Origin of the sequence: Pseudomonas sp. NPDC078700 (assembly GCF_044542375.1) — a bacterium.
Classification (GTDB): Bacteria; Pseudomonadota; Gammaproteobacteria; order Pseudomonadales; family Pseudomonadaceae; genus Aquipseudomonas.
The window spans coordinates 116,249-137,303 of the sequence record NZ_JBITUI010000008.1; the positions used below are offsets into that span (position 1 = coordinate 116,249).

General features: G+C 53.1%; 16 protein-coding genes. 11 read left to right on the plus strand and 5 right to left on the minus strand.

Features of this window, described 5'->3' with window-relative positions; all coding sequences use genetic code 11:
* Nucleotides 1-24 precede the first annotated feature (24 nt).
* From prpC to prpF, 3 genes are all read left to right on the plus strand, one after another.
* Nucleotides 25-1,152, plus strand: a complete 1,128-nt coding sequence (gene prpC / locus ACIGCM_RS21890) for a 2-methylcitrate synthase (protein ID WP_397504176.1) — start codon at nucleotides 25-27, stop codon at nucleotides 1,150-1,152.
* A gap of 71 nt (nucleotides 1,153-1,223) precedes the next feature.
* Nucleotides 1,224-3,818: a Fe/S-dependent 2-methylisocitrate dehydratase AcnD gene (acnD, locus tag ACIGCM_RS21895; RefSeq protein ID WP_397504177.1), complete on the plus strand. Its 2,595-nt coding sequence runs from the start codon at nucleotides 1,224-1,226 to the stop codon at nucleotides 3,816-3,818.
* 73 nt (nucleotides 3,819-3,891) lie between these two features.
* A complete protein-coding gene (gene prpF / locus ACIGCM_RS21900; RefSeq protein WP_397504178.1) occupies nucleotides 3,892-5,070 on the plus strand; it encodes a 2-methylaconitate cis-trans isomerase PrpF in 1,179 nt (392 codons plus the stop codon).
* Between the two features lie 72 nt (nucleotides 5,071-5,142).
* On the opposite strand, the gene ACIGCM_RS21905 is transcribed toward prpF, so the two are convergent.
* Entirely contained in the window at nucleotides 5,143-5,961 is an 819-nt protein-coding gene (locus tag ACIGCM_RS21905) for a pyruvate, water dikinase regulatory protein (RefSeq protein ID WP_397504179.1), read from the minus strand.
* Nucleotides 5,962-6,138: 177 nt separating this feature from the next.
* Here ACIGCM_RS21905 and ppsA point away from each other — a divergent pair, with 177 nt between their 5' ends.
* The 8 genes from ppsA (at nucleotide 6,139) to ACIGCM_RS21945 (ending at nucleotide 14,193) form a co-directional block, all read left to right on the plus strand.
* Complete coding sequence (gene ppsA / locus ACIGCM_RS21910) at nucleotides 6,139-8,511, plus strand: phosphoenolpyruvate synthase (RefSeq protein WP_397504267.1); 2,373 nt, start codon at nucleotides 6,139-6,141, stop codon at nucleotides 8,509-8,511.
* Nucleotides 8,512-8,578: 67 nt separating this feature from the next.
* Entirely contained in the window at nucleotides 8,579-9,604 is a 1,026-nt protein-coding gene (locus ACIGCM_RS21915; protein ID WP_397504180.1) for an alpha/beta fold hydrolase, read from the plus strand.
* A 178-nt stretch (nucleotides 9,605-9,782) separates the two neighbouring features.
* Nucleotides 9,783-10,268 (plus strand): ribonuclease E activity regulator RraA, encoded by a 486-nt coding sequence (gene rraA / locus ACIGCM_RS21920; RefSeq protein WP_397504181.1) that lies wholly within the window; start codon nucleotides 9,783-9,785, stop codon nucleotides 10,266-10,268.
* 46 nt (nucleotides 10,269-10,314) lie between these two features.
* A complete protein-coding gene (locus tag ACIGCM_RS21925) occupies nucleotides 10,315-11,310 on the plus strand; it encodes a zinc transporter ZntB (RefSeq protein ID WP_397504182.1) in 996 nt (331 codons plus the stop codon).
* A 56-nt stretch (nucleotides 11,311-11,366) separates the two neighbouring features.
* Nucleotides 11,367-11,615, plus strand: a complete 249-nt coding sequence (locus ACIGCM_RS21930) for a CrfX protein (protein ID WP_397504183.1) — start codon at nucleotides 11,367-11,369, stop codon at nucleotides 11,613-11,615.
* Complete coding sequence (locus ACIGCM_RS21935) at nucleotides 11,616-12,440, plus strand: mechanosensitive ion channel domain-containing protein (RefSeq protein WP_397504184.1); 825 nt, start codon at nucleotides 11,616-11,618, stop codon at nucleotides 12,438-12,440. It abuts the gene before it with no gap.
* A gap of 87 nt (nucleotides 12,441-12,527) precedes the next feature.
* A complete protein-coding gene (gene sigX / locus ACIGCM_RS21940) occupies nucleotides 12,528-13,118 on the plus strand; it encodes an RNA polymerase sigma factor SigX (RefSeq protein WP_397504185.1) in 591 nt (196 codons plus the stop codon).
* Nucleotides 13,119-13,227: 109 nt separating this feature from the next.
* Nucleotides 13,228-14,193: an OmpA family protein gene (locus ACIGCM_RS21945; RefSeq protein WP_397504186.1), complete on the plus strand. Its 966-nt coding sequence runs from the start codon at nucleotides 13,228-13,230 to the stop codon at nucleotides 14,191-14,193.
* An 80-nt stretch (nucleotides 14,194-14,273) separates the two neighbouring features.
* On the opposite strand, the gene cobA is transcribed toward ACIGCM_RS21945, so the two are convergent.
* From cobA to nirB, 4 genes are read right to left on the minus strand one after another with little or no spacing between them, the layout of a single operon-like run.
* On the minus strand, nucleotides 14,274-15,011 hold the full coding sequence (gene cobA, locus ACIGCM_RS21950; RefSeq protein WP_397504187.1) for a uroporphyrinogen-III C-methyltransferase: 738 nt from the start codon (nucleotides 15,009-15,011) through the stop codon (nucleotides 14,274-14,276).
* A gap of 17 nt (nucleotides 15,012-15,028) precedes the next feature.
* The gene (locus ACIGCM_RS21955) at nucleotides 15,029-17,749 is read right to left on the minus strand and encodes a molybdopterin-dependent oxidoreductase (protein ID WP_397504188.1); all 2,721 of its coding nucleotides are present in this window, start codon (nucleotides 17,747-17,749) and stop codon (nucleotides 15,029-15,031) included.
* A 24-nt stretch (nucleotides 17,750-17,773) separates the two neighbouring features.
* The gene (gene nirD / locus ACIGCM_RS21960; RefSeq protein WP_397504189.1) at nucleotides 17,774-18,100 is read right to left on the minus strand and encodes a nitrite reductase small subunit NirD; all 327 of its coding nucleotides are present in this window, start codon (nucleotides 18,098-18,100) and stop codon (nucleotides 17,774-17,776) included.
* Nucleotides 18,097-20,553, minus strand: coding sequence for a nitrite reductase large subunit NirB (nirB, locus tag ACIGCM_RS21965; RefSeq protein WP_397504190.1), 2,457 nt, complete (start codon nucleotides 20,551-20,553; stop codon nucleotides 18,097-18,099). The genes nirD and nirB overlap by 4 nt, the downstream gene beginning before the upstream one ends.
* Nucleotides 20,554-21,055: the final 502 nt, after the last annotated feature.

Here is a 21,055-nt window from a genome sequence, read left to right on the forward strand (position 1 = left end):
AAATAAATTCAAGAGGAGATAGCAATGGCTGAAGCAAAAGTATTGAGTGGCGCGGGCCTGCGTGGCCAGGTCGCGGGTCAGACAGCCTTGTCTACAGTGGGTCAGGAAGGCGCTGGCCTGACCTATCGTGGTTATGATGTGCGTGAACTTGCAGCCCAAGTTGGCTTTGAAGAGGTGGCGTATTTACTGCTTTATGGTGAGCTGCCAAACACCGAGCAGTTAGCCGCTTACACCGCCAAGCTCAAATCTCAGCGTGATCTGCCGCAAGCGCTGAAAGAGGTGCTAGAGCGCATCCCTGCCAACACCCACCCGATGGACGTTATGCGCACAGGTGCTTCTGTGCTTGGCACCCTTGAGCAAGAGTCGAGCTTTGATCAGCAGCAAGATAAAGCTGACCGTTTGCTGGCGATCTTCCCGGCAATCATGTGTTACTGGTATCGCTTTAGCCATGAGGGCGTGCGCATTGATTGCGTGACCGATGAAGACTCCCTCGGTGGGCACTTCTTGCGCTTGTTGCACGGTAAAAAACCGAGCGATCTACATGTTCAGGTGATGAATGTTTCGCTGATTCTCTATGCTGAGCATGAATTCAATGCATCAACCTTCACCGCTCGGGTTTGCGCGTCGACGTTAAGCGACTTGTTCTCCTGCGTGACAGCTGCCATTGGCACGCTGCGTGGCCCGCTGCACGGTGGCGCTAACGAAGCTGCAATGGAAATGATCGAGAAGTTTTCATCTGCTGAAGATGCAAGGGCAGGCACGTTGGCCATGCTTGAGCGTAAAGACAAGATCATGGGCTTTGGGCATGCCATCTACAAAGACTGCGATCCGCGCAATGACGTGATCAAAGAGTGGTCGAAAAAGCTGGCTGACGAAGTGAATGACACTGTGCTTTATCCGGTCTCCGAGGCCATAGATAAAACCATGTGGGAACAGAAGAAGTTGTTTCCAAATGCCGACTTTTATCATGCATCTGCCTATCACTTCATGGGCATTCCGACCAAGCTGTTCACGCCGATTTTCGTCTGTTCGCGTGTAACCGGCTGGACGGCGCACGTATTCGAGCAGCGTGCCAATAACCGCATCATTCGCCCAAGTGCAGAGTACACGGGGGTGGAACAACGCCCGGTACCGCCACTCGACCAACGCTAATAGCGTGCGGAACGCCATGTAACCTAACCATGCGTGGCGTTTCGATAAACAGACCTGATGAGTTCTGACTGATGAATACCGATTATCGCAAACCATTGCCCGGCACTCAGCTGGACTATTTTGACACCCGCGCTGCAGTTGATGATATTCAGCCCGGTGCCTATGACAAACTGCCGTACACCTCGCGTGTACTGGCTGAGAATTTAGTTCGCCGCTGTGATCCTGCGATGTTGACGGCTGCGCTGACGCAGATCGTTGAGCGCAAACGTGATCTCGATTTCCCGTGGTTCCCGGCGCGTGTTGTTTGCCATGACATTCTTGGTCAGACCGCATTGGTCGACCTTGCAGGCTTGCGCGACGCGATTGCCGAGAAAGGCGGTGACCCGTCAAAAGTTAACCCGGTGGTGCCGACGCAGTTGATTGTTGACCACTCGTTGGCCGTTGAACATGGCGGTTTTGAGGCTGATGCCTTCGAACGGAACCGTGCGATTGAAGATCGTCGCAACGAAGACCGTTTCCATTTTATCAACTGGACCAAAAAAGCCTTTAAAAACGTAGATGTGATTCCACCGGGTAACGGCATCATGCACCAGATCAATCTGGAGCGTATGTCGCCAGTCGTTCACTCGCGCGATGGCGTTGCATTCCCGGACACATTAGTAGGTACTGACAGCCACACGCCCCATGTCGACGCACTGGGTGTGATCGCCATTGGAGTTGGCGGCCTTGAAGCCGAAAGCGTCATGCTCGGCCGTGCCTCTTATATGCGTCTGCCCGATATTATCGGTGTTGAGTTAAGCGGCAAGCGTCAGCCCGGCATCACCGCGACAGATATCGTTTTGGCGATCACTGAGTTCTTGCGCAAAGAGAAAGTGGTTTCTTCGTACCTGGAGTTCTTTGGTGAAGGTGCCAATGCCCTGACCCTTGGCGATCGTGCAACGATTTCCAACATGACACCAGAGTTCGGCGCCACTGCAGCCATGTTTTATATTGATGGCCAAACCATCGACTATCTGACGCTAACTGGACGCGATAGCGAGCAGGTCAAGCTGGTGGAAAACTACGCCAAGACCACAGGTTTGTGGGCTGACACCCTGACCAATGCCGAATATGAGCGCGTGCTGAAATTCGATTTGTCGACAGTGGTGCGCAATATTGCCGGTCCATCCAACCCTCATCGTCGCGTGCCGACATCTGAACTGGCCGCCCAAGGCATCAGCGGCGTAGTCGAAAACGAAGAAGGTTTAATGCCTGATGGTGCAGTCATCATCGCCGCCATCACCAGTTGCACCAACACCAGTAACCCGCGCAACGTAATTGCTGCGGGCTTGATCGCTCGTAATGCCAATGCCCGCGGCCTAACCCGCAAGCCCTGGGTGAAAACCTCGCTGGCACCGGGCTCCAAAGCTGTTCAGCTTTATCTGGAAGAAGGCAAGTTGCTGCCTGAACTGGAGAAGCTCGGTTTTGGTATTGTCGGCTTTGCCTGCACCACCTGTAACGGTATGAGTGGGGCACTCGATCCGGTTATTCAGAAGGAAGTGATTGATCGCGACCTTTACGCAACGGCAGTGCTGTCGGGTAACCGCAACTTCGATGGGCGTATTCATCCCTATGCCAAACAAGCGTTTCTGGCTTCGCCGCCGTTAGTTGTTGCCTATGCGATAGCTGGAACCATTCGTTTCGACATCGAAAAAGACATATTGGGTATCGATCAGGACGGCCAGCCAGTCACCTTGAAAGATATTTGGCCGTCGGATGAAGAAATTGATGCAGTGGTTAAGGCCAGTGTTAAGCCTGAGCAGTTTAATCAGGTTTACATCCCGATGTTTGCCATCGAAGAAGACACCGGTTCTAAAGTCAGCCCGCTGTATGAGTGGCGTCCGCAGAGCACCTATATTCGTCGTCCGCCGTATTGGGAAGGCGCTCTGGCAGGGGAGCGCACGCTTACCGGGATGCGCCCTTTAGCGGTGTTGCCAGACAACATCACCACTGATCACTTGTCGCCATCGAATGCCATTATGCTCGACAGCGCGGCGGGTGAGTATTTAGCAAAAATGGGCTTGCCCGAAGAAGACTTCAACTCCTATGCAACCCACCGCGGCGACCATTTAACTGCCCAGCGTGCAACCTTCGCCAATCCAAAGTTGGTCAATGAAATGGTCACAGAGAATGGTGTGGCCAAACAAGGATCGCTGGCACGAATTGAGCCGGAAGGTACTGTTACACGGATGTGGGAAGCGATTGAGACCTACATGCAGCGCAAGCAGCCGTTGATCATTATTGCCGGCGCTGACTATGGCCAGGGTTCCTCGCGAGACTGGGCTGCCAAAGGTGTTCGCCTGGCAGGTGTTGAGGCCATTGCAGCTGAAGGTTTTGAACGCATTCACCGCACCAACTTGGTCGGCATGGGTGTCCTGCCATTGGAGTTTCAGCCAGGTGTGACGCGTCATACTTTGGGTATCGACGGCAGTGAAACCTATGACGTGATAGGCCCGCGCACGCCACGGGCGACCTTGACACTGGTGATAAACCGCAAAGATGGTCAGCGCCTTGAGGTGCCGGTTATTTGCCGTTTAGATACTGCTGAAGAAGTCTCGATTTACGAGGCGGGCGGCGTATTGCAGCGTTTCGCTCAGGATTTTCTTGAGTCGAGCGGCGCGGTCTAAACACTTTGTTCTTCTGGTGGTGCTGGCAACCTGTTTTGCGCAGTACCACCGGCGTTATTCAGGAAGATGTTAAATGGCTTACGCTCCTCAAGTAAAAATTGCCGCGACCTATTATCGCGGTGGCACCAGCAAGGGCGTATTTTTTGCGCTCGATGACTTGCCCGCTCCAGGCGCTGCACGCGATGCGATTTTGCTCAGAGTGATCGGCAGTCCGGATCCATATGGTAAGCAGATTGACGGTATGGGTGGGGCTACCTCGAGCACCAGTAAAACAGTGATTGTGTCCAAAAGTAGCCAGCCCGGACACGATGTGGATTATCTATTTGGTCAGGTCTCAATCGACAAGCCTTTCGTCGATTGGAGTGGAAACTGCGGCAACCTTTCAGCCGCTGTCGGCCCGTTCGCCATTCGTAGTGGCATGCTTGACCCTGCGCGAGTGCCGCAAAATGGTATCGCCGTAGTGCGTATCTGGCAGGCCAATATTGGCAAAAGCATTATTGCTCATGTGCCGATTACCAATGGTGAAGTCCAGGAAACCGGCGACTTTGAACTCGATGGCGTGACGTTTCCTGCCGCCGAGGTAAAGCTTGAATTCGTGGACCCCGCAGCGGATGAAGAGGGCGCGGGCAGCTCAATGTTCCCGACCGGCAATCTGGTTGATAACCTTGAGGTGCCAGGTGTTGGCGTGCTGCAAGCGACCATGATAAATGCTGGTATTCCCACCATTTTTATCAATGCACAGGACATAGGGTTTAGCGGCACTGAGCTGCAGGAAGCGGTCAACAGTGATGCCAAAATACTGGCTATGTTTGAAGCCATTCGCGCCCATGGTGCCCTGCGTATGGGACTGATTAAGCACCTTGATGAAGCGGCCAAGCGTCAGCACACGCCCAAGGTGGCTTTTGTTGCGCCAGCGGCCGATTACCTGAGCTCTAGCGGCAAGTCGGTAGCTGCAGCTGACATCGATTTGCTTGTGCGAGCGATGTCGATGGGCAAGCTGCATCACGCCATGATGGGGACCGCGGCAGTCGCCATCGGAACGGCAGCGGCCATTCCGGGTACCTTGGTCAATCTGGCAGCCGGTGGTGGCGAGCGCACGACGGTACGTTTTGGTCATCCTTCAGGCACCTTGGCAGTCGGCGCAGAAGCCAAGCAGGTCGATGGTCAATGGGTCGTCGCCAAGGCGATTATGAGTCGCAGCGCACGGGTATTGATGGAGGGTTGGGTGCACATACCGGGACAGGCTAGATAACTGGCGTGTTGGTCGAGCGGGATCAAGGTGCCAGTTTTGTGCAGCTGGCACCTGTACAGACGGTCTGAAACACTATTTTAGACGCCGCTCGACGCCTTTTTCGACGAGGATTTTGGCTGAAATCTCTTCGACAGAGAAATGCGTAGAGTTGATGTAGTTGATGTTGTCCCGACGGAACAAGTTCTCGACCTCGCGGACTTCAAACTCGCATTGGGCAAAGCTTGCATAGCGACTATTGGGTTTGCGCTCGTTGCGAATAGCGGTGAGGCGGTCAGGGTCGATGGTCAGACCAAATAGCTTGTCTTTGTATTTTTTCAGTGCGCTTGGCAGTTGCAAACTTTCCATGTCATCTTCGGTCAATGGATAGTTGGCTGCTCGAATACCGTATTGCATGGCCATATACAGGCAGGTCGGGGTTTTACCGCAGCGGGAGACGCCCACCAGGATCAAATCGGCCTTGTCATAATAATGTGTGCGAGCTCCGTCATCATTGTCGAGGGCGAAGTTGACCGCCTCGATGCGTTCCATATAGTTGGAGTTGTGGCCGATGGAGTGCGATTTGCCGACAGAATATGAGGAGTGGGAGCTGAGCTCTTGCTCCAGTGGGGCCAGGAACGACGAGAAGATGTCGATCATGAAGCCTTCGGACTCTGCAAGAATGTCGCGGATGTCACCGTTGACAATGGTGTCGAATATAATCGGCCGGACGCCGTCTTTTTCCGCAGCAAGATTGATTTGTAGTACCATTGCGCGCGCTTTTTCTGCGCTATCGATGTACGGTCGCGTTAGCTTGGTGAAGGTGATAGTTTCGAACTGCGCCAACAGGCTTTGACCTAAGGTTTCGGCCGTAATGCCGGTGCCGTCAGAGATAAAAAATGCTGTCCGTTTCATTTGCGCTGGGGGCCTTAAGCTGAGAACATTTTTTGGCTATCATAGGCCGCCAATTGCAGGCCTTTAGTGGTTTGCATTGTTACTTATTTTCCAGGGCCAGGCCACAGTCACGCGGATAACCCCGTGAACTTCCCCAGCCCCTTGAGCTTTTCCAACACCAGAACTGGAGAGATCACCTTGGTAGAGTACGTAGTTTCCCTCGATAAGCTCGGCGTTCACGATGTTGAGCACGTAGGGGGCAAGAACGCCTCCCTTGGCGAGATGATCAGCAACCTGGCCGGCGCTGGCGTTTCGGTTCCCGGTGGTTTTGCCACAACGGCCCAGGCCTACCGTGACTTCCTTGAACTCAGCGGCTTGAATGCACAGATCCACGAGGCGCTCGACGCCTTGAATGTCGATGACATTGCTGCGTTGACCAAGACGGGCGCACAAATCCGTCAGTGGATCATGGACGCTGAGTTTCCAGAGCAGCTTAACACTGAGATTCGCACTGCATTTGCGGCAATGGCCAATGGCAATGACAACATGGCCGTTGCTGTACGTTCATCTGCAACCGCAGAAGATCTGCCAGACGCTTCCTTTGCGGGTCAGCAAGAAACCTTCTTGAATATCCGCGGTGTCGAGAACGTGATCCGCGCAGCTAAAGAAGTGTTCGCCTCGCTGTTCAACGACCGCGCCATTGCTTACCGCGTACACCAAGGCTTTGACCACAAACTGGTCGCCTTGTCAGCGGGTGTTCAGCGCATGGTTCGCTCTGAGACCGGTACGGCTGGGGTTATGTTCACCCTCGATACCGAGTCAGGCTTCCGTGATGTGGTGTTTATCACTGGCGCTTATGGTCTGGGTGAAACCGTTGTACAGGGCGCAGTTAACCCTGACGAATTCTACGTTCACAAAAATACCCTCGAAGCTGGTCGTCCGGCAATTTTGCGCCGTAATCTGGGTAGCAAAGCTATCAAGATGATTTACGGCGACGAGGCCAAAGCTGGTAAGTCAGTCAAGGTTGTCGATGTTGATCGTGCCGACCGTGCGCGTTTCTGCCTGACTGATGCTGAAGTGACCGAGCTGGCCAAGCAGGCCATGATCATCGAGAAGCACTACCAGCGTCCGATGGATATCGAGTGGGCCAAAGACGGTGACGACGGCCAACTGTATATCGTTCAGGCACGCCCAGAAACGGTTAAAAGCCGCTCCAGTGGCAACGTTATGGAACGTTACCTGTTGAAGGAAACGGGCACTGTCTTGGTAGAAGGGCGCGCGATCGGTCAAAAGATCGGTGCTGGCCGTGTGCGGATCATCAAAGATGTCAGCGAAATGGACAAAGTCCAGCCAGGCGATGTTCTGGTATCTGATATGACCGACCCGGATTGGGAACCGGTCATGAAGCGTGCAAGCGCAATCGTCACTAACCGCGGTGGTCGTACCTGCCACGCGGCCATTATCGCCCGTGAGTTGGGTATTCCAGCGGTTGTCGGCTGTGGCAATGCCACTGAGCTGTTGCTCGACGGCCAAGGGGTAACCGTTTCTTGCGCCGAAGGTGACACTGGTTTCATCTTTGAGGGTGAGCTGGGCTTCGACGTGCGCAAGAACTCGGTCGATGCCATGCCAGATCTGCCGTTCAAGATCATGATGAACGTCGGCAACCCTGATCGTGCCTTTGACTTCGCTCAACTGCCTAATGCGGGTATCGGCTTGGCGCGTCTTGAGTTCATCATCAACCGTATGATCGGCGTGCACCCCAAAGCGCTGCTCAACTTCGACGGCCTGCCAGCGGATATTAAAGACAGCGTTGAAAAGCGTATTGCTGGTTACGACGATCCCGTTGGTTTCTATGTTGAGAAGCTGGTTGAAGGCATCAGCACCTTGGCAGCAGCTTTCTGGCCGAAAAAGGTAATTGTGCGGCTATCTGACTTTAAGTCGAACGAATACGCCAACCTGATCGGCGGCAAGCTGTATGAGCCTGAAGAAGAAAACCCGATGCTGGGCTTCCGTGGTGCTTCGCGTTACATCAGCGAAAACTTCCGCGACTGCTTCGAGCTTGAGTGCCGTGCACTGAAGAAAGTCCGCAATGAAATGGGCCTGACCAACGTCGAAATCATGGTGCCGTTCGTGCGCACCTTGGGTGAGGCGAGCCAGGTGGTTGATTTGCTGGCGCAAAATGGCTTGAAGCGTGGCGAAGATGGCCTGAAGGTCATCATGATGTGCGAGCTGCCTTCAAACGCGATTCTGGCTGATGAGTTCCTCGAATATTTCGATGGCTTCTCCATCGGCTCTAACGACCTGACTCAACTGACGCTGGGGCTGGATCGTGACTCAGGGATCATCGCCCACCTGTTTGATGAGCGTAATCCTGCGGTTAAAAAGCTGCTGTCCAATGCTATTCAGGCCTGTAACAAGGCCGGTAAGTACATTGGCATCTGTGGTCAAGGCCCGTCGGATCACCCGGATCTGGCACGTTGGTTGATGGAGCAGGGTATTGAAAGCGTTTCCTTGAACCCTGATTCGGTTCTTGAAACCTGGTTCTTCCTTGCTGAAGGTCAGCAAAGCTGATCCATCGATAACCCTTAAAAAAAACAGGGTGGGACAGGGTCCCACCCTTTTTTGTGCCAGAGATAAAATGCAAAGCAGCAGCAAGTTATTTCCCGTCGCCTTGATCAGTGCTGAGTTTCGCGGTGATTTGAGCGAAGACCTGTATCGCCTGAAACCCGGCAATAGTCCTGACTCGACGGTTGAGTTGGTTGCAACCCGGCTGGGTCTTGCTGACCATGAGCAGCACCGTGGTGCACCGGTGATTTTGTTGCATGGCAGCTTTTCCAATCGACGCTTTTGGTATTCACCCAAATGTATTGGTCTTGGGCCCTATCTGGCGCGCGCTGGGTTTGACGTGTGGATTGTTGAGATGCGCGGCCATGGGCTGTCACCGCGTAATCAGCGCTATAAATATAATCGGGTCAGCGATTATGCGCGCTACGATTTGCCTGCGATCACCCAATTTGTTTATGAGCAAAATCCTCAGCCTGTGCACTGGCTAGGGCACTCCCTGGGTGGTACGACACTGGCTGCGGCATTGGGTGGGCGCTACCTTGATGAGTCGATGATTGCTTCAGTGGCTTTATTTGGCAGTCAGATCAGTCGTAATTATTGGCCGCTGAAAATTCCGCCATTAGTTTGGGGGGCAAAGGTGCTGCTAAAGCGCTTTAATGTGCTCTCCGGCTCGCGGCTTAAACGTGGGCCAGAAGATGAATCAATGGGCGTCATACTGGAAGCGTTACGCTGGTATGGTCTATTTGGCCGCTTTGGTGATGCTCAGGACGATTGGTGGGCTGGTTTGGCGCAGGTTCAGTTGCCCCTATTTGTTGTCAGTGCTCAGGGCGATGAGCAAGACCCTCCATGGGCTTGTCAGAAGTTATTTGATCAGTTTGCTTCAATCAATAAGACCTTCCTCTGCTTGAGTAAACAGCAAGGTTTTAGTAGCGATTTTGGTCACGTCGAAATGCTGGTGAGCAAGGCTGCACAGGTCGAAGTATGGCCGCTTATTGAGCAGTGGTTGAATCGGGGTCACAGCGATGCAGGTGAGCCATCGATGAGGCCTGAAGACAACATGGTTGCGGCGACGGCTATGCAGCCAAAGCTAAGCACCTAATCTGTAACAGGCGAGCTAGAGGGCTTAACTGTTGCGTACAAAAGTGGCCTGTAGTCGTTGACTGCGCTAGGCTGGGCGTTGGATTGCCCGAGCAGCAACTGAACATATGAAAATGAAGGGTCTGGCGCACCAGCGCTGACTGCTTGTAACGATTATCGATGGGTATAGGAGCTTTCTCATGCAGTACATCACTCCAGATTTGTGTGACGCATACCCCGAAGTTCAGGTTGTTGAACCCATGTTCAGCAACTTTGGTGGCCACGATTCCTTTGGCGGCGAGATCGTCACTGTTAAATGTTTCGAAGACAATTCGGTGGTCAAAGAGCAGGTTGATCTGCCTGGTAAGGGTAAGGTCATGGTCGTAGATGGCGGTGCCTCAATGCGCCGCGCCTTGCTGGGCGACATGTTGGCTGAAAAAGCCGCCAAGAATGGCTGGGAAGGGCTGATCATCTATGGCTGTGTGCGCGATGTTGATGTACTTGCACAAACCGCTGTGGGGGTTCAGGCGCTGGCCAGCCATCCCATGAAGACTGACAAGCGCGGCATTGGCGATCTTAATGTGGCCGTGACTTTTGGTGGCGTGACATTCCGTCCGGGCGAATTCGTTTATGCCGATAACAACGGAATTATCGTTTCGCCCACGGCACTGAAAATGCCTGAGTAAATAGCGGGCGGCAGGCCATAAATGGATTTTTGCTTTGGAGTTATGAATGTCTGAACAAGACAATCAGCAGTGGGGGTTGGTCCATGCCTATGTCTTGGATGGCAGCGGGGGTGGGCGTCCAGTCAGCTACGACCAGCTAGCCGACCTGGTCTTGGCAGAGCATGAAAATTTATGGCTGCACTGGGATCGTACTCACCCCCAGGCGCAGAAATGGTTGCGCGCAGAAAGCGGGCTCAATGAGTTTATCTGCGGCTTATTGCTAGAAGAAAACACCCGGCCGCGTTTTCTGCAATTGCCAGAAAATAAAATTCTTCTGTTTCTGCGTGGGGTTAATCTGAATCCGGGGGCAGAGCCAGAAGATATGGTTTCGCTGCGCATTTATGCTTCAGCCAAGCGTGCCATTAGCCTGCGCATGCGCCATTTGCGCGCCGTTGAGGACTTAATTGCTGACCTGAGTACAGGTAAGGGACCAAAAACGTCCTCAGAGCTCGTGCTGGGGCTTGCCGACCACATGACAGACAAGATCGAGTCCTTGGTCAGTGATTTTGCCCAAGGTATCGATGACCAAGAAGACGAGATTGATAACGATCCCAACTTCGAGCCTGATCACGATACCTTGCTGCAGATGCGCCGTCGGGCTGCTGGCTTGCGCCGCTTTCTAGCGCCACAACGTGAAGTCTATGCCCAGCTCACGCGGAATCAGCAGCCATGGTTTGTTGATGATGATGCCGACTACTGGAATGAACTCAACAACCGCCTGACCCGTTACATTGAAGAGCTGGATCTAACCCGGGAACGAATTGGCCTGGTGTTGGAGGCTGAAGATCGTCGGCTTGATGTCAAAATGAACCGCATCATGTACCGCTTCGGCATTATCACCGGGGTATTTTTGCCGATGAGCTTCCTTACTGGCTTATTAGGGATCAACGTCGGCGGTATTCCTGGCTCCGAGAACCCATACGGCTTCGTTGTCGCTTGTACGATTATGGTGGCGCTGGCAGTGGTCCAATGGTGGCTGTTTCGTCGTCTGCGCTGGGTTTGATGTGACTTGTCTTACTGTGTTTGCGTCAAAATCTGCACATCAATAGAGGTGCGTTAATGCACGATCCATTTGAACAATCACTACGCGACTTGCTGAACGCGCAACCATCATCTGATCACGATGATGATGCGGCGCTCACGCGCGTACTGAAAACGGCTAATCGCCAAGTGGGTGCTGGGGATATGTTCGCACTCATGGGGCATTGGGTTGAGGCGTTGATGATTGCCCTGAATAAGGGATCTGCACACGTATCTCCAGTTTCGCGCCGCAAACCAACTGCTCGCACTGCTAATAAGGTTGACTAAATGGAACTCGATCCTTGGACTCAAAGCCTGGTAGCGGCCATGACTGCGCTGTGGACTAAAGTCGCTGGTTTTATTCCAAACCTATTCGTTGCACTCATTCTGGTGCTCATCGGCTTCGTGCTGGCCAAGCTGCTAGACACGTTGATTTCCAAGCTGCTTGGAAAAGTGGGGCTGGATCGTTTAATGGCGGGCACTGGCCTGACCAAGTTGCTCAGCCGTGCCGGCTTCCAAGTGCCGGTATCGACTCTGATCGGGCGCATTGTCTACTGGTTTATTTTGCTGATCTTTATGGTCTCCGCAGCTGAGTCCTTGGGCTTGGAGCGTGTGTCAGCAACCCTGGATGTGCTTGCGCTGTACCTGCCAAAAGTATTCGGCGCGGCGTTGGTGCTGGTTATCGGGGTGCTGCTGGCTCATCTGGTCAGTGGCATTGTGCGAGGGGCAGCTGAGGGTGTTGGGCTTGAGTATGCCCACGGCGTTGCGCGCATTGCTCAGGGCCTGGTCATAATCATCAGTATTTCAGTGGCAATCGGGCAGCTTGAGGTGAAGACCGAGCTGCTTAATTACGTCATTGCTATTGTGCTGATCACGATCGGTCTGGCCGCTGCGCTGGCCCTAGGGCTGGGCAGTCGCGAGATCGCAGGGCAGATCCTGGCTGGTATTTATGTGCGTGAGTTGTATCAGGTTGGGCAACAAGTTGAAGTCGGTGATGTCGAAGGTCAGATTGAGGAAATCGGCACGGTTAAGACTGTCGTCTTAACTGAGGCTGGGGACCTTGTCTCAGTGGCCAATCGCGTTTTGCTTGAACAGCGGGTGAGCAGTCGCTAAACCTAAACTCTGCTAATCTATGCCGCCCTCCAGCAGACTGTTAACAGCTGATGGCGGCTTCTGACCTGACTGTCGGCCCGACTCGATTTGAATAAAGCCCAATCGTTGCCTATGCGTTATGACCCCCTCGCGCTCTCCGATGAGGAGCTGGTTCTGCGTGCGCATAGTGAGTTGTTTCACATCACGCGCGCTTATGAAGAGCTGATGCGACGCTACCAGCGCACATTATTTAACGTTTGTGCACGCTATTTAGGGAACGAACGTGATGCAGATGATGTCTGTCAAGAGGTGATGCTTAAAGTCCTTTATGGTTTAAAGAACTTTGAGGGCAAGTCTAAGTTTAAGACGTGGCTGTACAGCATTACTTATAATGAATGTATTACCCAGTATCGCAAAGAACGACGTAAACGGCGTTTGATGGATGCGCTAAGTCTCGATCCTCTAGAGGAAGCGTCTGAAGAAAAGACGCCTAAAATAGAGGAGCGCGGAGGGTTAGACCGATGGCTGGTACATGCAAATCCAATTGACCGTGAAATTTTAGTGCTACGCTTTGTCGCAGAGCTAGAGTTTCAAGAGATAGCGGATATTATGCATATGGGGCTTAGTGCAACGAAAATGCGTTACAAAAGGGCCCTTGACAAATTGCGTGAGAAATTTGCGGGTGACACCGAAAGTTAGTTCGGATGCAAATATTCTTTGGCATAAAGGCAAGTTCTGATAAACTTGCTAAAGTTCTGCGTGTCTACCTGTACGTAGTGCAATCAATCACCAAGATGGGGATTTACGGATGAAACTTAAAAACACCTTAGGCGCAGTCATTGGCTCCTTTGTCGCTGCTTCTTCCATGGGCGTGATGGCTCAAGGTCAAGGCGCAGTCGAGGTGGAAGGCTTTGTTAACGAATACTTCACCGACTCGAGCCGCAACTTTGCTCACGATGAAGGTAGCCAGTACGGCGGTTCCATTGGTTACTTCCTGACCAAGGATGTTGAGCTGGCTCTGGCTTATGGCGAATACCATAGCCTGAACGGTGACAAAGCGCTGGGTAACAAAGACATTAAGGGCAACATGACTGACCTTAAAGCTTTGTACCACTTTGGTGAAGCTGGCCCAGGTCTGCGTCCATATGTTTCTGGCGGCTTTGCCCACCAGAGCATCAGCAACGTTGCCTCTAGCGGCCGCGACCACTCCACTTACGCCACTGCTGGCGCAGGTGCGAAGTACTACTTCACTGAAATGCTCTATGCCCGTGCTGGCGTAGATGCTCTGTACAACATCGACCAGGGTGACACTGAGTGGCAGGCTGGTTTGGGTGTTGGTCTGAACTTCGGTGGTTCGAAGCCTGTTGTGGCTGCAGCTGTAGTTGAGCCAGAGCCGGCTCCAGTTGTTGAAGAGCCTGCTGAAATCGTTCGCGTTGAACTGGACGTTAAATTCGATTTCGACAAGTCCAAGGTTAAAGAAGAAAGCTACGGTGATATCAAAAACCTGGCTGACTTCATGAACCAATACCCACAAACTTCTACCACTGTAGAAGGTCACACTGACTCCGTTGGTACTGACGCTTACAACCAGACTCTGTCTGAGAAGCGTGCTGACGCAGTTCGTGACGTACTGGTTAACCAGTACGGTGTTGGTGGCGAGCGCGTAAACGCTGTAGGTTACGGCGAGTCGCAGCCAGTTGCTGATAACGCAACTGCTGAAGGCCGTGCTATCAACCGTCGCGTTGAAGCCGCTGTAGAAGCTGAAGCCAAGTAATTGGTTTAAAGCTGAAATGAAAAACCCGGCTCCGGCCGGGTTTTTCTTTGCCTGAAATAAGTGCCGAACACAGCGTGTAATTATGCGCTCAGTTGATCGAGCTTGACCTGGCTGTCACAGGCGACTTGGCCAATAACCAGTATTGCCGGGCTTTTTAGTCTAAAGTCCTGGGCATCATCGAGCAGTTGGTTGAGTGTGCTGCGTCTTTCCCGCTGCTCAGGCAGTGAGGCATTTTCTATCATCGCCACTGGCATATCTGCATGCATGCCTGCTTTGATTAGCTGCTGACGAATATCAGCAAGCTTAGCCACTCCCATATACACCACTAGCGTGGTGCCTGAGTCCGCGAGTGCTTGCCAATTTAACTCGCTGTCATCTTGAGTGTGAGCTGTGACCAGGCTCACGCCGCGTGCGACGCCCCGCAAGGTTAAGGGGATCGAACAATTAGTTGCTCCGGCCAACCCTGCAGTAATGCCGTTAACTATTTCCGCATCAATGCCATGTAAATGCAGCCAGTTATATTCTTCTGTACCCCGACCGAAGATGCAGGGATCACCACCTTTAAGGCGAACCACACATTTTCCTTGCCGTGCATAACGCAGCATCAAACGCTGGATAAATGCTTGCGGTGTTGAGCGGCAACCGCCACGTTTCCCAACGGAAATCACCCGCGCTTGCGGGCAGTGCTCGAGTATTTGTGGGTTTACCAAGTCATCAATCATCACCACATCGGCTTCGCGCAGTGCGCGAACGGCCTTGAGGGTCAGTAACTCTGGATCACCTGGGCCCGCGCCAACCAGCCAGACTTTATTGTTCATCTCAACCTCAACACAGGTTAGTTCACCACTGCGGCAGCTTGTAGCTGTAGCAGGCGTTTGATTTCAGGTACGCAGGAGCCACAGCTTGTGCCGCAGCCCAGCTTTTGTTTCAGCTGGTCCAGGTTCAGACCTTGCTCAATAGCGCTGCAGATTGCCCGCTGGCTCACATTCATGCAGTTGCACAAGGTTTTATTGCTTGAATTGTTAGTTGAGCGGGGCGCAGCAGACAGGGGGGCCAGCAACCAGTGGCGTAACTGGTCGTCTGTCTTGCCTTCAAGCCACATGCCTTTCAACCACTCTTGTGCTGTGGTTTCCCCGGCCAAACGAATCGCAATGATGCGGCCTGCATCCAGGCGGACACGTTTGCCTACGGCGCGTTTAGGGTCGTCGTAAGCCATCACCATTCCTGAGTCGACGGCGAGTAACTGGTCTATTGTTCTGAGCAGCTCGTTGCCTGGTGCATTGGCACAGGCTGCGCGAATTTGCAGGGCGGGGTGGTTCGATCCGGTGAGGCTGAAGCTGGCATATGCGAATGACTCAAACAGGGGGCGTAATTGTTTGAAGCGCAACTGGATGTCGCCTTCGACTAAGGCAAAGAATTTCCAGGGTAATTCGACTTTGTCGATCTCAACCGTTGCATGTTTAAGCTCAGGTTGTTTTGACAATAGGTCGAACTCTGGTTGAGTCAGTGCATTGGTGCCCAACCCTTTTAGAAATCGATTCCCCCAGTGCATCGGCAAGTAAGCCTGACCCGGACGTACATCGTCATCAGCCTGTACCGGGACGATCAATGTACCTCGGCGGCTACGCAGTTTGATCAGCTCACCGTTGGTAAGCTTTCTGCGGCGTAATTCATCTGAGTGAATACTCAAGACGGCTTCTTCGACATGGCCAAACAACCGTGAGGCAGTGCCTGTGCGGCTCATGCCATGCCATTGATCACGCAAGCGCCCGGTATTGAGGACTAGAGAGTAACGCGCGTCGCGCTTTTCGACCGGTGCACAGTAAGGGTCTGAATGAAATTGCGCTCGGCCATTTTCGGTGGCAAATACCCGGTCCTGATACAAGCGCGCTGTGCCTCGCTGAGCACCCTGAGCAAAGGGCCACTGTTGCGGGCCTTGTTGATCGAGAATTGAATAGCTCAGGCCACTGAGGTCCAGGTCACGTGCCTGAGTAAGCATTTTGTACTCATCAAAAAGCTGTTCGGGCTTGGTGAAGTTGAACAGGCTGGGCAGGCCGGGGCGCAGGAGTGCTTCGAGTTTACGTGCAAAGTCACAGGTTATTTGCCAATCAGCTCTAGCCTCGGCGGGTGGCGTTATTGCACTGCGGACATGGCTGACCCGACGCTCTGAGTTGGTCACACAGCCTTCTTTTTCGCCCCAGCTACTGGCAGGCAGAAGCAGGTCTGCGTAAGCGCAGGTCTCGGTGGTGAAAAAGGCCTCCTGAACCACGACAAAAGGGCAAGTGCTCAGTGCTTGATGAACCCGGGTTTGATCTGGCAGTGATTGCGCAGGGTTGGTGCATGCAATCCACAGCGCTTTGATTTTACCCGTTTGCATCTGCTCAAACAGTTCAATGGCGCTAAGACCAGCTGTTTCAGGCAGGCCGTCCACTCCCCAGTACTGGGCGACCTGGTTTCGATGCTCTTGATTAGCGGCGTCTCTGTGGCCGGGCAGCAAGTTGGCCAAGCTGCCTGTTTCGCGGCCACCCATTGCGTTGGGTTGACCGGTCAGGGAGAAGGGGCCAGCACCTGCTTTACCGATCTGCCCTGTGGCTAAGTGGAGGTTAATCAACGCCGTGTTTTTAGCCGTTCCAGCCGATGATTGGTTTAAGCCCATGCACCACAGCGAAAGAAACCTCGGGGCCTGGCCAATCATCATGGCGCAGCTTTGTAGCTGCTCTTGTGAGATCCCGCAAATATCAGCGACAGCTGCAGGATTGAAGTCGCGGACCCTCTGTTTCAGTGCCTCAAAACCATCGGTGTGTTGGGCAATAAACCCGTGGTCTACCCAGCCTTCCCACATAAGAATGTGCACAATGCCATGAAACAACGCGACATCTGTGCCCGGCATAATAGCCAAATGCAGATCAGCAACATCACAGGTATCTGTGCGTCGCGGGTCAATGACGATGACCTTCATTTGTGGGCGCTTGGCTTTGGCTTCTTCAAGGCGGCGAAACAACACCGGATGGGCGTAGGCCATGTTGCTGCCGGCGATTAATATACAATCGCTAAGCTCTATGTCTTCATAGTTGCAGGGCGGCGCGTCTGCACCGAGGCTGCGCTTATAACCCACCACGGCGGATGACATGCAAAGCCGTGAATTGCTGTCGATATTGTTGGTGCCAACCAAGGCGCGTGCGAGCTTGTTAAAGGCGTAATAGTCCTCGGTCAGCAATTGTCCCGAGATATAAAACGCCACACTTTGCGGGCCATGTTCCTGGATGGTTTTGGCAAACACCTGCGCGGCGTGATCCAGCGCACTATTCCAGTCAGTACGGTTTCGAGGTTGGGCTTTATCCAGCCGTAACTCAGGGTATAAACCGCGGGCATCTAAATCGCCTGTCAGGTGTAGCGAAGCCCCTTTGCTGCATAATTTACCGTAATTGGCCGGGTGCGTAGGATCCCCCGAAACAGCGATGATCCGGTCGTCACTGTGCTCAATTAACACGCCACATCCAACCCCGCAGTAGCAGCAGGTTGATGCCGTGATGCGGGTTTTATTGGTGTCGCTCATCGCAGTACTCCCGAGATCGGCCGTTTATTGAACGGGTGCGACATGATTCAAATCCAATAGCACCCGTCCTGCTTCGATCTTCACGGCGTAACGCGGTGTGCAGCCTTGGTCGGGTGATATGGCGCTTCCTGTCTCCAGCTCTATCTGCCAATTGTGCAATGGACAGGCCACACGGTTGCCATAGATAAGGCCTTGCGAGAGTGGCCCGCCTTTGTGTGGGCAGCGGTCATCTAAGGCAAATACTTGATCATCAGCGGTTCTGAACACTGCGATGTCACCGCGTGGGCCGGTGATGATTCGTGCGCCAAGTGGATTGATTGCTTCGAGTGCACAAATATCCAGCCAGCTCATGGTGCGTCCCCCGTAATCGCGACCAGTGGAATGGTTTCGAACTCTTTCTTCAATTGGGGGACTTCAATGCGTTGCTTCCAGGGATCCTGTTCAAACGACAGGGAATATTGCAGCCTTGCATTCAGTGCAGCGCGGCACTCTGGGTCGCCAACGACGGCTTGTCTGATGTACTCCATGCCAACGCGTTGCAGGAAGTGCACAGTACGTTCGAGGTAAAAGGCTTCCTCACGATAAAGCTGTAGAAATGCGCCGTTGTATTCGCGTACCTCTTCTGCCGTTTTGACCTTGACGAAGAATTCCGCGACCTCTGTTTTGATGCCGCCATTACCGCCGATGTACATTTCCCACCCAGAGTCGACGCCGATAATGCCAACGTCTTTGATACCGGCCTCGGCACAGTTTCGTGGGCAGCCTGAAACGGCCAGTTTGACCTTGTGCGGTGCCCACATATTGAACAGGTCGTGTTCGAGGTCAATGCCCATTTGTGTCGAGTTCTGCGTGCCAAAGCGGCAGAACTCAATTCCTACGCAAGTTTTAACCGTCCGGATAGACTTGCCATAAGCATGCCCCGATGGCATGTCGAGGTCTTTCCATACGGCTGGCAGGTCGTGTTTTTTGATGCCCAGCAGGTCAATGCGTTGACCGCCCGTGACCTTGACCATTGGCACCTTATATTTATCCGCCACATCGGCAATGCGTCGCAGCTCCGTGGGGTTGGTTACGCCACCCCACATGCGTGGGACCACGGAGTAGGTGCCGTCTTTTTGGATATTTGCGTGTGCGCGTTCGTTTATCAGGCGCGATTGAGGGTCGTCTTTGGCTTCCCCAGGCCAGCTTGAAATCAAGTAATAGTTGAGAGCAGGGCGGCATGTTACGCAGCCATTGGGGCTAGTCCAATCCAGGATTTGCATGACCTGGGTTAGGCTTGTCAGGTGCATGTCGCGGATAGCTTTACGAATCTGCCCATGGTTAAGCTCACTGCAGCCGCAGATAGCTTTTTCGCTCTTGGGTTTAACGTCTGCAGCACCGCCAACTGTGCTGATCAGAATTTGTTCAACCAAACCTGCGCAAGAACCACATGAGCTCGCTGCCTTGGTGTGCTTTTTAATGTCATCTACGCTAAATAAACCATTGGCTTGGATGGCGCCAACTATGGTGCCTTTACAGACTCCATTACAGCCGCAGACTTCAGCGCTGTCGGGCATGTTTGCGGTTTTGTCTTGGCCCTGATGGCCAACGTCACCAATGGCATTCTCACCGAACATCAGGTGATCACGGGTTTGGCTGATATTGTGCTGTTCACGTATTTGGCGAAAGTACCAGCCGCCATCTGCAGTGTCGCCATAGAGGCAGGCACCGACCAGCACGTCACCCCGTATTACCAGCTTCTTGTAAACGCCGCCAATAGGGTCAGAAAGGGTGATGGTTTCTGTACCTTCGGCCCCCAGGAACTCACCGGCTGAAAATAGATCGATCCCGGTGACTTTCAATTTTGTTGAGGTCACTGAGCCTTGGTAGCGCGAGTACCCTAACTGGGCTAGGTGATTGGCGCACACTTTGGCCTGTTCGAACAACGGGGCTACCAGACCATATGCAGTGCCGCGATGGTTGGCACACTCGCCGATGGCATAAACCCTAGGGTCAAAGGTTTGCAGTGTGTCATTGACCAATATTCCACGATTGCAGGCGATTCCAGCGGCCTCGGCCAACTGAGTGTTCGGGCGAATACCGGCTGCCATCACCACTAAGTCGGCAGCAATTACATCGCCGTCGGAAAATTTGACTGCGCAGACTCGTCCATCGCCATTATCAAGCAGTTCAGCCGTTTGCTTGGGTAATAGGAATTTCAGGCCGCGCTCTTCAAGGGACTTTTGCAGCAGGTTGCCTGCCGTGCTGTCGAGTTGGCGCTCAAGTAGGGTATTGCCGATATGCACGACCGTGACATCCATACCGCGAAGCTTTAAGCCATTGGCGGCTTCCAGCCCGAGCAAGCCGCCGCCGATGACAACCGCGTGGCTGTGTTTTTGTGCTGCATCCATCATCTGCTGTGTATCAGCAATATCCCGATAGCCAATAACGCCTTCGAGTTTGTTGCCTGGAATAGGCAAGATGAATGGATTAGAGCCTGTTGCGATAAGCAGGCGGTCGTATTGCGCAGTGGTGCCATCGTCGGCGGTCACCACGCGTTGTTTGCGATTGATCTGGGTAACTCTGCGCCCCAACAACAGATTTATGTTGTTGTCGGCGTACCAGCCGAGGTCGTTGAGCACAATTTGCGCAAAGCTTTGTTCACCTGCAAGCACTGGTGAAAGCAGGATGCGATTGTAGTTCGGGTGGGGCTCTGCACCGAATACAGTAATGTCGTAAAGCGCGGGGTTGAGTTTTATTAACTCTTCAAGGGTGCGGACACCTGCCATGCCATTGCCGATCATCACTAACTTGAGTTTTTTCATCCCGGTTTTCTCCTGGATAAAAATCACGGAAAACAAAAAAGGCGTCCCGCTAGTTGCCTAGCGAGGACGCCTTTGTCCAAGTCCCGTTCGATCGGGAAGTGCAGTCTTCTTCGTTGAAGATCGCGCTTTATCTAAATTGTGAATCAACCAATGCAGACAGTGTGCCAAGTCCTGCACGCCAGCGGTTTAGCCTGTTGTGCTTGAACTAATCGTTGTCAGGAGCGGTTAATTGCACCGCATTAATGCACCTTGCCCGCTTGCAGTGCGTGGGGGCACTATTGAGTGTGGCATCTTGGCTTTTAAAGAGGTGGAGAAACCACACTGCTGAGCGGGACCGCTTAACAGTTGTTTTAATTGAGTGAATACTGCCTACAAATAACCCATGGTTATCCTAAGTAGGCACACGTTGCTCCAAGGTGGCGCTAAGAGGTTGAAGCGGTTGTTGGGTGGCTGCATGTGTTGGGATGGGCAGCGTGAGTAGGGCGATGGCGAGGCAGTTAGT